Origin of the sequence: Streptomyces gobitricini (genome assembly GCF_039532985.1) — a bacterium.
Lineage (GTDB): Bacteria > Actinomycetota > Actinomycetes > Streptomycetales > Streptomycetaceae > Streptomyces > Streptomyces gobitricini.
This window is the reverse complement of record NZ_BAAASR010000007.1, coordinates 1-12,539: the sequence shown is the minus strand read 5'-3', so window position 1 is coordinate 12,539 and position 12,539 is coordinate 1. Positions and strand designations below refer to the sequence as shown.

Sequence of the window (12,539 nt, the reverse complement as noted above, 5' to 3'; positions counted from 1 at the left end):
CCGGTCCGGACGCCCCCGGCGGCCGCCGAGCCGGCACGGTGCGGCACCATTCGGTGCGGTTCGGTGCGGTGCGGTGCGGTGCGGCCCGGCTGTCCCGCATCCTCGCTCGCTCCCCCGTGCGCCCCGGCCCGCAGGCTCCTGGTCGTCAGACCAGTGGTTCGTCAGCCAGATAAGGGGGCGCGGGGTCGTACTGCAGGGCGCGCCGTACGGAGCGGGCATGGTCCCGCCCGTGCAGGTGGCCCACGAGCCACAGGGTGCTGTCGATACCGGCCGACACTCCCTGGCTGGTGAGCAGGTTGCCGTCGACGACATAGCGGGCGTCACGCACGACGGTGACGTCGCCGCGTGCCGCGAGCGCCTCCTCGTACTGCCAGTGCGTCGCCACCCGGCGCCCCTGGGCCGGCCCGGCCGCGTGCAGCAGGAAGACGCCGGTGCACACTCCGGCGACCCACGCGCTCCGGGCGGACCTTTCGGCTATCCAGGTGGTGATCCGCCGGTTGTGCGGCTCGATCTCCCGGGCACCGCTGCCACCCGGGACCAGCAGCACGTCCAGCGGCGGGTGGTCGTCGAGAGTGTGGTCCGGCAGGACCCGCATGCCCTTGGCGCAGCGCACCGGGTCGGTCCGCTCGGCGATGAGCACGGTGGTGTCGGCGCCGTCGCGCAGGTCGGACGAGGTGGTCAGCACCTCCCAGGGGCCCGCGAAGTCGAGTTCCTCCGCGGTGTCGAAGAGGAGGATTCCGTAGGTCGTCATGGTTCGCTGCTCCAGTCTCCGGGGTGGGTGGCGGGCGGGTTGCCCGTCACGTGTGGGGCGGCGGTGGGGCACCGGTCGCCGGGCCCCACGACGGTGGCTTCGCCCCGGGGTCACGGTCCTGAACCACCGCTCGCGTGCGGACATCCCGGCGGGTCTCCGAGCGGGGGTGGTGGGCGCGTGTTCTCCGGAGCACGCGCTTTCTCCGGAACGGCGCCTGGGCGCGGCGCCCTGGCGCTGGTAGTCGATGGCACGGACGGTGAGGACGCGTCCAGTCTTCCGGGAGACAGCGGCCGACTCCATGGGAAGAAGTGCCTATGAGGCGCAAGATGCTGCCAGGCGCCGGTGCCGGTGTCGGGGCGGGCCCGCTATGGACCGGTGGGAGCGCATGCGTACCGGGGTCGCCGTGCGCCCCGGCGCACACCACTGCCTCCGGGAGGGGCCGGGGCTGGTCGTCGTCGGGGACTCCACTCATGGGCTGCGGACGGAGCCGGCGGAGCCCGGCGGACCGGCATGCCCGACTGGTTCGTCCACGCGAACCCGCGGCCGGAGACCGGTGACGCGCTGCCCGCCGCGCCGGCGCAACCGGGCGGCACGCCAAGGGCCGCCCGCTCTGCGGCGGGGCACGGCTGACGTGCGCGGTCGCCACACGGTGGTGCGGGCAGCGGGCGCGCGCTCCTCGGCCACCTGCTCCGGTGCACCCGGGGGCCGGGGTGTCGGGGCGGGCCGCGTTCTGCGCCCGGTCGCCGCCGGTCGGCGGCTGGACGGCGAGGACCAGTGCGCTCGACGCGTCCGAACGGGCGGTCGTCCTCGGCCCGGGCCTCAGCCGCAGAGCGGTCCGGTCGTCCTCGCCGGCCGAGGGCGCCCGGCCGGGACATCGGCCGGATGGAGGCCGTACTCGTCCGGCGCGGTCAGTCGGCGGTGTCGCCTTGCCGGTGTGTACGGCGCAGGCAGCAGCGGACGAAGTCCTGGACGACGGGGTCGCGGTCGACCGCCTTTGACCAGGCGATGCCGACCTGACTGGGGCTGACGCCGACGACGGGGCGGTAGGTGATGCCGGGGCGGGCGTAGTAGCGGGTGGCGGACTCGGGGGCGAGAGCGACGCCGTAGCCGTTGGCGATCGCGTTGAGCCAGTCGTCGGGCTGGTCGGTGACGGCTCCGATCCGGACGGGGCGGCCGTCGCGTTCGCCGGTTGCCAGCCAGAAGTCCCGCCACGGGCCCGACTCGGGCGGGGCCGCCACGAACGGTTCGTCCCACAGCTCCCGGAACGGGATGGCATCACGCGCGGCCAGGGGATGTGCCGAGGGAAGCGCGACGCAGCGCGGCTCGGTGAACAGCACCTCCACGCGCAGGTTGTTCTGGCCGGGGAAAGGCAACCGCACGAAGGCGACGTCGACGTCTCCGGTGGCGAGGCCGGCGGACGGGTTCGACCAGGCGGCCTGCCGCATGTCGGCGCGCCAGCCGGGCCGACTGTCGGCGAAGTCCGCGACGATGAGCTGGGTCGCCTCGTTGGCCGCGCTGGCCAGGAAGCCGACGCGCAGCACTCGGGTCGCCCGCCCGGCCATACTCCGCGCCTCCCGCGTCATCCGGTCCCACTCGGCCAGCAGGGCGGCCGCCCGCGCCGCCAGCGCCTCGCCCGGACCGGTGAGGGTCATGCCGGTCCGCGACCGCGTGAACAGGGGCACGTCGAGCCGGGCCTCGAGTTGTTTGATCTGTTTGGTCAGCGCCGGTTGGGAGATGAACAACCGCTCCGCCGCACGGGACAGGTTCCCTTCCTCCGCGACGGCGACGAAGGAGCGCAGCAGCCGGGTGTCGACATCCATGCCCGCACGCTATAGCCGCGGCTATTGGACGACGAGGCCGGGCTCGGTGACGCTTGCCGAGTTGATCGAAACCACCGGCTCGCCCACACCGACCGCGTGCTCAGCCGAAGGAGAGGCGTGTGTTCGTCGCCTACGTAGTCGTCACCGTCATCACGCTCGTTGCCAACGCGGGGATCGCCGTCGCCGACTTCTCGAAGGCACGGTTCGTTCTCGCCAACTCGGCCGAGGTGGACGTTCCGGTGTCCTGGCTGCCGTGGCTCGCCGGGCTGAAGGCGGCCGGTGCCGCCGGTCTCCTGCTCGGGCTCCTGGGTTTCCGGTCCGTCGGCGTGGCCGCCGCGGCGGGGCTCGTCCTGTTCTTCGTGGGCGCCGTGGTCGCACACATCCGTGCCCGGGTCTATCGCAACATCGCCGGCCCCGGAGCGTTTCTCGGTTTCGCCGCGGCGTCCCTCGTCCTGGCCGTCGCTCTCCCCTCGTCTGCCTGACGGCGGGCGGTGTCGGCGTGCCGTCGGCCCGACTGTTCCGGCCGGGCCCGGCCGCGTTCCCCACCCGCTCGCGCGGGTGCTCCTGTGGTGGGCGGGCGGTGCCTTCAGGGCTGTGGTCATGAATCCACTCGCCGTCGAGAGCGGTCCCTGGCACTCTGGCCGGCATGCAGGCCGACCCCGCCGAACAGGCGCGACGACTCGTCGATGAGCGTTTTCCCGATGCGCTGGCCGTGGTACTCGCCGGGTCCACGGCCACCGGGCGGGCGACCCCCGGCAGCGACCTGGACATCGCGGTACTCATCGAGGACGGCGGTGTCACTCGCCGGGAGACCATCCGGTTCGAGGGGCGCGTCGTGGAGCTCTTCGTCCACACCCGCGCCGGTCTGGCCGCACTGTTCGCCGCGGACGTCGCCGCACGACGGGCGGTCATGCAGAGCATGTACGTGTCCGGGCTCGTTCTGGTCGACAGGAACGGAGAGGCCCGTCACGTCCGCCGCCTGGCCGAGGCGGACCTGCGCGAAGGCCCGCCGCCGCTCGCACCCGGGGCCGTCGAAACCAGGCGGTACGGACTGACGGACGCGCTGGACGACCTGGCTGACACGAGTGACACCATCGAGCGGCTGGCCGTCGCCGGACTGGTCGTCAACTCCGCGGCGGACCTGCTCTGCGACCACCACCAGGCGTGGCTCGGCAGCGGGAAGTGGCTGCCGCGACGTCTCATGGAAGCGGACGCACGGCGTGGCGCCGCCCTGCTGCGCGGACACCTTCACTCGTGTGAGGCGGGCGATCCCACGGCGCTGTTCGAGGCCGCGTCGGAGATCCTCGGCCTCGTCGGCGGCCCTCTCCGCGAGGGGTACCGCCGGACCTGGCCCGGCGGTACCGACTCGGTGGCGGCTGCCGCCGGACGCTGACGCGGGTCCCACGGGCGTGGGGGCGTCGGAAGCGCGGGACGCCCGGCCCGTCGATCACCCGGCCTCAGCCGCCGGCGAGGGTGGTCGTGTTCTTCGGGCCCGGCGCCGGCCGCCGGCTCCCGCGCCTCGGCGAAGAGCCGTCCACCCACACTTCCCGCACCCCGGCCGACGGGTGTCCGTCACGGCGCCGCCCTTCACGACGCCACACGCGGCCCGGAGCGTGAGTACCGGTGGTCCGCGCGCCGGCCTTCCACTCGGACAGTGCCGTCCTGCCACACCCACGCCACTGCGACGGTGACAACCGGGCGCGCTGCCCACCGCTGGTGATGAGGGTGTTCACCGGCGCCAACGGGTCACCGGCCACCGTCTTGGCCAGCAGTACGGCGGCGGCCAGCGGCAGCAGAGCCACGGCGAGGGCGGCACCCGTGTCGGCGACGTGCTGCATGTTCACGCGCCGCGGTACGTCAGAGATCATGGTTCCCATTCCAGCGGCGGCGGCGCGGGGCCACATCCGCCGGCGTACTCAGCATCCGTGCCGAGGTACTCACGCCGCGACGGCAAGGCCCGAGCCGACGGTCACAACGGCAGAGGCGTGTGCTCGCGTGGTGGTCCGACGGGCGCGGGCCGGTCACCGCCACGCGCGGGCTGGTGGCCGAGCCGACAGCTCCTTCCGCGACTACGGCTACCGCAGGCTGCGCAACCGGCCTTCCGGCAGAGGCGGTCCGGTCACGGAACCGTGAGGTCCAGCACGAGGCGGCGCCGCACTCCGCGGTGTCCGCCCCGTCGGTCCAACGAGACGGACGGTGCACCGGATCCGGGGCCCGCAGGGCCGGGCGGTGGGCCGATCGGCCCGACCAGTGCCCCGCCGTCCTGAGCGCCGCCCCGACGTGGCAGGCTCAGCGGGCGGTGAGCGGGCGCGACACATGAGCGAGGGGGTACGGACGCGGTGCTGGACGAGGATGCCGTCTGGGCCTGGGAGCGTGAGCTTCCGCTCAAGTACGTGCTCTGCGGTGAGGAATGGGACGGTGAACTGATCGTCTTCGCGCGCTGCGCCGACGCCGACGGCATGTTCGTCGATCCGGCCCCGCGCCGGGACCGGCTGACCCTCATGGGCTGCGCCCCGACCGGGCGGCTGCTGAAGGCGGTCGAACGCGCCCGTCACGGGGCTGTCGAACCGGGCGGTCCCGTCGGGCCCGCCGGCCTCGGGCAACTCGCCGTGATCGTGGACTTCGCCGTGGCCGGGGCGGGCCCCGAGGCGGATCCCTCCCACGCCTACGACACGCACCACTGGGAGTTGGTGGACCCCGTCCTGCTCGACTGCCGCCCCTCCGCCCTCGACGCGGCGCTGGTCGACGTGACCGTCGAGGCCGAGGTCGACGGCCCGGTGTGGCACCACGCCGAGCCCGAGGACGCCCATTGGCTGCTGTTCAACGGCGCGGGTGGCGCCGGCCTGGGCGAGTGCCGTCGGATCGAGGGCCTGTACGCCGGGCGCCCCCTGCCCTCCCTGCCGCCGATGAGACTGATCGGCTGCGAACCCGGTGAGCGTCTGCTGCGCCGGCTGGTGCGCCCGCGCGCCGACGGCGACTGGGTCACGCTGCTCGCCGTTGACCGGTCCGGTCGCGTCATGCGCTCGCAGGAGCACATGTCGTTGCAGGTGGTCGCCTCCCGCCCGTCGGTGCTCGGCGGGGCCCTGGTGGACCTGTGGCTGAGCGAGGGCCCTCGTGACCGGCCCGCGCCGGCGGTCCGCCCGGTGTGGGACGCCTGGTTCGAGGGGCCGCCGGCCGAGCGCGGGACGTGGGCCGTGTTCCCGCCCGAGGGCCGGGCCGAGTGGGCCGCCTTCGCCGCTGCCCGCCGGGACGCCGGCCGGCCGCTGCCCGACCCGGTGCGGCACCTCGACGGGCGGCACGTCACCGATGTGTCCGCGCTGGAGTGCGCGCTGGGCGAGGCGGTCGCGGGCCCCGGCGGCCACTACCACCAGTGCTGGGTCACTCTGCGCGGCTGCCCGTGCGGTGGCGAGCGGCCACCCACGCCGTTCACGCTGGTCTGGCACGACGCCGGGGTGGCCCGGCGCGCACTCGCCCCGGTCAGCGTGGACACGGCGGGCGAGACACCCTATTTCGAGGACGTCCTGCGGTTGCTCGCCCGCGTCGGCATCACCGTCGAACTCCGCTGATCCGCCGCGCTCGGGGAGCCGGGCACCCGCTGCGGGGAGCAACGGCTCGTTCGGCTCAGCGGCAGTGGCATGCGGCGCCGGGCCCGTCAGCCGTCGATGGGAAGGCCGCGCGGTTCCTTCACACGCTTCATGATGATCTGGGAGTTGACTTCCGTGACACCGGCCAGGGACGTCAGCTTCTCGATCCACAGCCGCTCGTAGGCGCGCAGGTCCGCCACCGCGATGCGCAGCAGGCAGCCGGGGCTGCCGAACAGCCGGTACGCCTCGATGACGTCCGGGATGTCCTGCAACGCCGCCTCGAACTCCTCGACCACCTCGCGGTCGCGCTTGACCTCGATGGACACCAGGACCTCGAAGCCCCGGTTCACGGCGTCGGGATCGATCACCGCACGGTAGCCCCGGATGATCCCGTCCTGCTCCAGTTGCCTTACCCGCCGCATGCAAGGAGAGGGGGTCAGGCCCACACGGGCCGCCAGCTCCTGGTTGCTCAGCCGGCCGTCGTTCTGAAGCTCACGCAAGATTGCGCGATCGATCTCGTCCACGACGCGATTATCCACCAGGAAAACAGCCGTACGCGGTCATGTACGAGATCCGATTGCGCGCTCTCTCTCCTATCATTGCGCTCGAACTGGTGGGTGAGCGTCGGGGCCGTGGCGCGAGCAAGAGGACGGGAAGAGGACAGGACTGTGAAACGGATCGTCGTCATCAGCACCGGCGGGACGATAGCCAGCCGCTGGCAGGGATCCGGCTTCGCCGCCGACGCGCAGGGCCAGGAGGTCATGGCGACCGCGGCCGTACCCGAGGGGATCACCATCGAGGTGGTGGACCTGTTCAGCGTGAACAGCCCGCGCCTCACCACCGCGCACCAGCTCACTCTGCTCCGTACCGTGCACGAGGTGTTCGCCGATCCGGAGGTGGACGGCATCGTCGTCACGCACGGCACCGACACCCTGGAGGAGTCGGCGTTCCTCGTCGACCTGTACCACGACGACCCGCGCCCGGTCGTGTTCACCGGCGCCCAGCTGCCGCTGGACGCGGAGGACGGCGACGGGCCCCGCAACCTCCACGACGCCCTGCTCACCGCCGCCCGCGTCCGCGGCCTCGGGGTGCTGGTGGCCTTCGACGGCAAAGTGCACGCCGCGCGCGGCACGGTCAAGACGCACACCGTCGGCGCGGACGCCTTCGCCGACCCGTCCCGATCCCACCTCGCCGACATCGGGTTCGGCAAGGTCTCCGTACGGCGCCGCCCCCTGCGGCCGGCCGCGCTGGCCCTCCCCGGCGTACCGGAGAACCGGCCCCGCGTCGACATGGTGATGCACCACGCCGACGGCGACCCGCTCCTGCTCGACGCCGCCGTCGAGGCGGGGGCCCAGGGTGTCGTCCTGGTCGGCACCGGTGCCGGGAACGCCACCCCCGAGATGGTGTCGGCCGTCGCCGCCGCCACGGCCCGGGGCGTACTCGTGGCTCTGACCACCCGCGTCCACGCCGGGCCGGTGTCCCAGATCTACACCCACGGCGGCGGTGTCGACCTCGTCGCCGCGGGCGCCGTGCCCACCGGCCTCCTGCGCGCCGGGCAGGCGCGCGTCGCCGTCCTGGCCGCCGTGCTCGCGACCGCCGACGCCGACGAGCGTGTACGGATCCTGCGCCAGGCCCTGGGCGAGCCCGTCCCCGCCGAGCCGGCCCGGACCTGACCCATCGGTCACGACGGCGGGTGGGCCCGGCGGCCGACCGGGTGACGGCGACGCCCCGCACGTCATGGGAGCCGGACGCGACCACGCCCTGATGGCGATCATGCCGTCATGACGTTTCCCCGCTTCCGGCTGCCCCGCCCGCACGGGTTCGTTGCCCTGGCATGCCTGTGCTCCCTGCTGTCGGCGCCCCTGTGGGCCGGCGGCCCGGTCGCCTCAGCCCGGCCGGCCGGGGAGAGGACGTCGTACGGCGTGGCGACGCCCGGTGAGCTGCGCGCGGACGCCCGTCTCAAGGCCGTCCGCCACGACCCGCGGCTGCTCCGGCGGTTCTTCGAACGGCTGCCCAAGGGCGGGGACCTGCACAACCACCTCTGGGGTGCGGTGGCGACCGAGTACCTGATCGAACTGGCCGCCGAAGACGGCTTGTGCGTCGATATGTCGACCATGACCGCTGTCGCACCGCCGTGCGGTCCGGGCGCCCGTCCCGCGGCGGACGCCCGCCGGGACCGGGCTTTCCACGACGCGATCGTCCGGGCCTGGTCCATGTGGGACTTCCCCGCCGACGGCAACGGCCACGACCACTTCTTCGCCACCTTCGGCAAGTTCGAGAAGGTGGCCGAGCGGCATCGCGGCAGGCTGCTCGCCCAGGTCGCCGACGAGGTGGCCGCACAGAACCAGTTCTACCTCGAGACCATGGTGACCCCGGCGGCCGAAGCCGCGAAGGCGCTCGCCTCCGAGGTCGGCCGGGAGAGCGATCCCGACCGGCTGCACGGCAGGCTCACCTCCGGCGGACGGCTGGACCGACTGGTGGCCCACGCCCGGAAGGAGGCGGACGACGCCGAGCGCGAGTTCCGTGCCGCCGCGCACTGCGGCACTCCGGAGGCCCGGCCGGCCTGCGGTCTGCCGGTGCGCTTCATCTCGCAGGTGTACCGCCAGAGTTCCTCCGAGCATGTGTTCACACAGATGGCGCTGGGGATGCGCCTGGCCGAGCGCGACCCCCGGTTCGTGGCGGTCAACCTCGTCCAGCCCGAGGACGCCGAGCGGTCGACGGCCGGCTATCGGTCACACATGCGGATGCTGGCCCATCTGCGCGGGGTGTACCCGCGCGCTCACCTCACTCTCCACGCGGGTGAGCTGTGGCCGGGCCTGGTCAAACCGAAGGACCTGACGTTCCACATCGGCGAGGCGGTCGGTGTCGCCCACGCCGAACGGATCGGCCACGGGGTGTCCCTCGTCCACGAGGACGACTGGCGGAAGACCGCCCGCACCATGGCGGCCCGGGAGATCGCCGTCGAGGTGCCTTTCACCAGCAACGCCCAGATCCTGGGGGTCAGAGGGCACGACCACCCTTTCGAGACCTACCGCCGCCACGGCGTACCGGTCGTGCTGGCCACCGACGATCCGGGTGTCTCCCGCATCGACATCAGCCACGAGTACGAGTACGCCGCCCGGACCTACGACCTCTCCTACCGCGAGCTGAAGGACCTGGCCCGCGCGAGCCTGGAGTACGCGTTCCTCCCCGGCACCAGCCTGTGGCAGGGCAATCCCACCCGTGACGGGTACCGTCCGACCGCCTCGTGCCGCGGCGTACGGCCCGGCGCCGGCACGCCCGGACCCGAATGCCGTGAACTGCTCCGCTCCAGCGCCAAGGCGGCGGTGCAGTGGCGTCAGGAGGAGGCGTTCCACACCTTCGAACGCACCGTGCACTCCGCCCGCAGGCCCTAGCCACCACGACCGGCGGCGCGGCTCCGCGCCCGTACGGCGAGGAGTGGCAGGTGCTGCCCTCTGGCCCGCCCCCCGGCGTTCGGGCCAGCTCGCGGGAGGAGCGGGTGGCGCGGTCCCGATCCGGCGTGGGCATCGGGCACGGGACGGTGTACGGAGGTTTTCTGCCTTTCCCCTCGGAGCGGGACGGCCGTTGTGACCGTGGGAAGGGCGGCGCCGGGCACGGGATCCTCCGCCGCGCGCAGCCTCATCGCGGACTTCGCCTGCTGGACTGCCGCCCACCGTTGGGCCATGACCGCCGGGCGCGACGCCCTCGTACCCCGCCCGCCGTCCCTCCGGCCGTGTCCACCGACGCCCCGGCCAGAAGGCGCGGGCCGGAAATTCCTTCGAACCGTACGGCCCGGCGCTTTACGATGATCGCTCGTGACCACCGACATACGCCGTCTCCTCGCCACCGGCCCCACCACGTCCGCACGGGGCACCGGCCCGAAGGACATGTCCCGGCGCCGGATCGGCGCCGCTCAGGCGGACCTCGACACCGGCCCGTTGCAGCGCCTGCGTCTGCCCGACCTGGACGAGTTGAGGGACCGGGGCGTCCTCGACGCACACACCCTGACAGACTGACGTAGGTGACGACGACACGCCGCCCGCTGGGCCCCGGCCCGCGACCCGATCCCGTCCCCGCGCCGGACGACGGCCGTGCTCAGCGCGGCCGGACCATCGCCGAACGCGCGGCCGGACCGGCCGCGGCCCCTGCCGCCCGGGAAGCGGGACAGCAGCCGACCACCCGCCGCCACTTGGGGCCCGGCCCGCGGCCGAGCCCCTCGGGCCCTCACGGCTGACCCTGCCACCGGTCCGGCCGGGGCCGGATCGGGACGGCAGGACGCGCGGCACTCGCGGCAGATCGCCGGTGAGGGCGGGGCGGGGTCACCCCGCGCGGGCGGCCGGGCGGGCCGCGGACCGCCGCCCCGGCCGGGGCCCGCCCGCACCGGGCGTGCCGACCGCGCCGCCCGCCCGGTGGGGGCCCACGGGCCCACCACGGGCCGAGAAGGCTGCCGGGTCAGCCGAGCCCGAGGACGGACATGGCGTGCTCGGCCATGCGCTTCTCCCCTAGGGCGTTGGGGTGGACGGGCACGACGCTGTGTCCGAAGAGGAGCGGCTCGATCCACCGGGTTCCGGGGGCCTTGCACGCGTCGTGGCCCTCGGAGACCTGGGAGAAGTCCACGTAGGTGGCTCCGGTCTCCTCGGCCGCACGCTTGACGACGGCGTTGAGATGCGCCTGAATGCCACGCAGGTAGGGCACGTCACCGGAGGCGACCGGGAGCTTGGCGAAGCAGGACGGATCGGCGGTGGCGGGTGTGATCCAGGGGTAGCCCAACGCCGCTACCCGGGCGTTGGGGGCCTTGGCGCGGAGGCTCAGGAGCGCGGCCTTCAGGGCGGGATAGGTGTTCTTCTCGATCTGGTCGTCGAAGGAACCGCCGTTCTTGTCCTTGCAGGGACTCCCCTTCCCGCCACTGAGGATGCCCGCGGAGCCGCAGGTCGTCAGGGCGTTGATGAAGGTGTTGTTGTCGTTGCCGCCGATCGTGAGTGTCACCAGGTCCGTGCCGGTGGAGACGGCGTCCAACTGAGGGGCGACTCCCGGGTACTGGGCCTCCCCGAAGTGCTTGGTCTGGGCGCCTCCGCAGGTCACGTCCTTCAGCCGGGCACCTGTCCGGGAGGCGATGACGTGCGGGTAGTTCGCCGTGGACCGCAGGCACAGCAGGTTGGTGGGGTCCACGGGGAGGACGCCCGAACCGGCGCTGTAACTGTCGCCGAGGGCGACGTAGTCCACGGTCGGCGTCGCGTGTGCGGCGGTGGCGCCGGTGAGACCGAGGGTCAGCGCGCCGACCAGGGCTGACGCGGCCATCACATCACGGGCAGGCTTCGGCATGTGCTCTCTCCTGTCGGGGAGCGGTGCGGGGGGGCGGCACGGTGCCTCGGTACGACGTCCCCTCACGCTGGAGAAGCGCCTCGGGCGAGAGGGTGCCCAGGAATCGTTGCGGGGCGGGCGACGGCGCGCACGGCACCGGCGCCGGAGTACCCGTGGCGGGATGACCGCCGGGTACTACCGATAGGTAATGTGGCGGCGCCGCCGGGTCGGCGTCAACGATGGTGACCGAACTTCTTGAAACTCCGACGACCGTTCCCCGCCGCCGGTTCCGACCGCCGCGATGGCCTCAACCACCCTTTGCCGCCGGGCCGGTGGGGCGTGGCCCTCTCGGGCGCATGCCACAGCCCGGGGCCCGGTCCCACCCATCGCGAGGCGACCCGCTCAGCAGCTGCCCGCCTGTTCCGGGGCGAGGGGCCCCCAGGGCGACGATGCGCCGGATCGCAGTGGCCGCCGATACGGATCCCCCTCCGGTGCTCCGGCATTTCACGAGCGCGGAGACGCCCTTCCTCCGGAGCCGATGCATCCGACCATCGAAGCGTGACCGTCGGGGTGGTCCCGCCTCGGCGCTGCCACCGCCAGAGCGATGTGCCCGGCTGCCGCGGGCCCCGCACGGCGCCTCCGGGAGTACGGCGTCCCGCCGGGGCCGTTGCGGCGCTCGGTTTCACCCTGCCGGCGGCACTGTGGCGGTCCTCCTGCGGCTTCGATCCGGCCGCGACCGGTGCCGCACGCCGGGAAGGCCGCCCGTCGTCGGATGGGAGGAGACACCCCGGCCCCCTTGAGTGGTGGCCCCATGTGCCGCGCGTCGCGTCGACGGCCGCGGGCGGACGACCCTCGGTGGGCCGCGGCCGCCGACGACCGCTTTCGGAACGCTGCCGGTGGCGGTGGCCTGGGTGGGTTGTGACCGTACGGCCTCGCCGGCAGCTCCGGGGCACGTCCCGTTCAGCGGACCACCCTGCGCTCACCGCCCGCCGCCCGCCGCTCACCGCCCGCCGCCCGCCGCTCACCGCCCGCCGCCCGCCGCTCACCGCCCGCCGCCCGCCGCCCGCCGCTCACCGCCCGCCG

Annotated in this window: 11 protein-coding genes; 6 read left to right on the top strand and 5 right to left on the bottom strand. The window is 73.7% G+C overall.

Annotated features, from left to right (window positions below; translation table 11 throughout):
* Positions 1-145 precede the first annotated feature (145 nt).
* Complete coding sequence (locus ABD347_RS07250) at positions 146-751, bottom strand: DJ-1/PfpI family protein (protein WP_344357953.1); 606 nt, start codon at positions 749-751, stop codon at positions 146-148.
* A gap of 908 nt (positions 752-1,659) precedes the next feature.
* Complete coding sequence (locus ABD347_RS07245; RefSeq protein ID WP_344357950.1) at positions 1,660-2,571, bottom strand: LysR family transcriptional regulator; 912 nt, start codon at positions 2,569-2,571, stop codon at positions 1,660-1,662.
* Between the two features lie 119 nt (positions 2,572-2,690).
* Between ABD347_RS07245 and ABD347_RS07240 the strand changes: the two genes are divergently transcribed.
* On the top strand, positions 2,691-3,053 hold the full coding sequence (locus tag ABD347_RS07240; protein ID WP_344357948.1) for a DoxX family protein: 363 nt from the start codon (positions 2,691-2,693) through the stop codon (positions 3,051-3,053).
* A gap of 164 nt (positions 3,054-3,217) precedes the next feature.
* On the top strand, positions 3,218-3,964 hold the full coding sequence (locus ABD347_RS07235) for a nucleotidyltransferase domain-containing protein (protein ID WP_344357945.1): 747 nt from the start codon (positions 3,218-3,220) through the stop codon (positions 3,962-3,964).
* 64 nt (positions 3,965-4,028) lie between these two features.
* Here ABD347_RS07235 and ABD347_RS07230 read toward each other — a convergent pair whose 3' ends face one another.
* Positions 4,029-4,439 (bottom strand): hypothetical protein, encoded by a 411-nt coding sequence (locus ABD347_RS07230; RefSeq protein WP_344357942.1) that lies wholly within the window; start codon positions 4,437-4,439, stop codon positions 4,029-4,031.
* Between the two features lie 471 nt (positions 4,440-4,910).
* Between ABD347_RS07230 and ABD347_RS07225 the strand changes: the two genes are divergently transcribed.
* Positions 4,911-6,137, top strand: a complete 1,227-nt coding sequence (locus ABD347_RS07225; RefSeq protein WP_344357939.1) for a hypothetical protein — start codon at positions 4,911-4,913, stop codon at positions 6,135-6,137.
* An 86-nt stretch (positions 6,138-6,223) separates the two neighbouring features.
* Here ABD347_RS07225 and ABD347_RS07220 read toward each other — a convergent pair whose 3' ends face one another.
* Positions 6,224-6,679: an Lrp/AsnC family transcriptional regulator gene (locus tag ABD347_RS07220; protein WP_344357936.1), complete on the bottom strand. Its 456-nt coding sequence runs from the start codon at positions 6,677-6,679 to the stop codon at positions 6,224-6,226.
* A gap of 144 nt (positions 6,680-6,823) precedes the next feature.
* Here ABD347_RS07220 and ABD347_RS07215 point away from each other — a divergent pair, with 144 nt between their 5' ends.
* From ABD347_RS07215 to ABD347_RS07205, 3 genes are all read left to right on the top strand, one after another.
* Complete coding sequence (locus tag ABD347_RS07215; protein ID WP_344357933.1) at positions 6,824-7,828, top strand: asparaginase; 1,005 nt, start codon at positions 6,824-6,826, stop codon at positions 7,826-7,828.
* 108 nt (positions 7,829-7,936) lie between these two features.
* Positions 7,937-9,550, top strand: a complete 1,614-nt coding sequence (locus ABD347_RS07210; protein WP_344357930.1) for an adenosine deaminase family protein — start codon at positions 7,937-7,939, stop codon at positions 9,548-9,550.
* A gap of 420 nt (positions 9,551-9,970) precedes the next feature.
* A complete protein-coding gene (locus tag ABD347_RS07205) occupies positions 9,971-10,171 on the top strand; it encodes a hypothetical protein (protein WP_344357928.1) in 201 nt (66 codons plus the stop codon).
* Between the two features lie 436 nt (positions 10,172-10,607).
* Here ABD347_RS07205 and ABD347_RS07200 read toward each other — a convergent pair whose 3' ends face one another.
* Positions 10,608-11,477, bottom strand: coding sequence for an SGNH/GDSL hydrolase family protein (locus ABD347_RS07200; RefSeq protein WP_344357925.1), 870 nt, complete (start codon positions 11,475-11,477; stop codon positions 10,608-10,610).
* Between the last annotated feature and the right edge of the window lie 1,062 nt (positions 11,478-12,539).

Excerpts from the sequence above, each read along its gene's own strand:
- ABD347_RS07210 (WP_344357930.1), top strand. The coding sequence starts at position 7,937 with ATGACGTTTCCCCGCTTCCGGCTGCCCCGCCCGCACGGGTTCGTTGCC.
- ABD347_RS07250 (WP_344357953.1), bottom strand. The coding sequence starts at position 751 with ATGACGACCTACGGAATCCTCCTCTTCGACACCGCGGAGGAACTCGAC.
- ABD347_RS07235 (WP_344357945.1), top strand. The coding sequence starts at position 3,218 with ATGCAGGCCGACCCCGCCGAACAGGCGCGACGACTCGTCGATGAGCGT.
- ABD347_RS07230 (WP_344357942.1), bottom strand. The coding sequence starts at position 4,439 with ATGATCTCTGACGTACCGCGGCGCGTGAACATGCAGCACGTCGCCGAC.
- ABD347_RS07200 (WP_344357925.1), bottom strand. The coding sequence starts at position 11,477 with ATGCCGAAGCCTGCCCGTGATGTGATGGCCGCGTCAGCCCTGGTCGGC.
- ABD347_RS07245 (WP_344357950.1), bottom strand. The coding sequence starts at position 2,571 with ATGGATGTCGACACCCGGCTGCTGCGCTCCTTCGTCGCCGTCGCGGAG.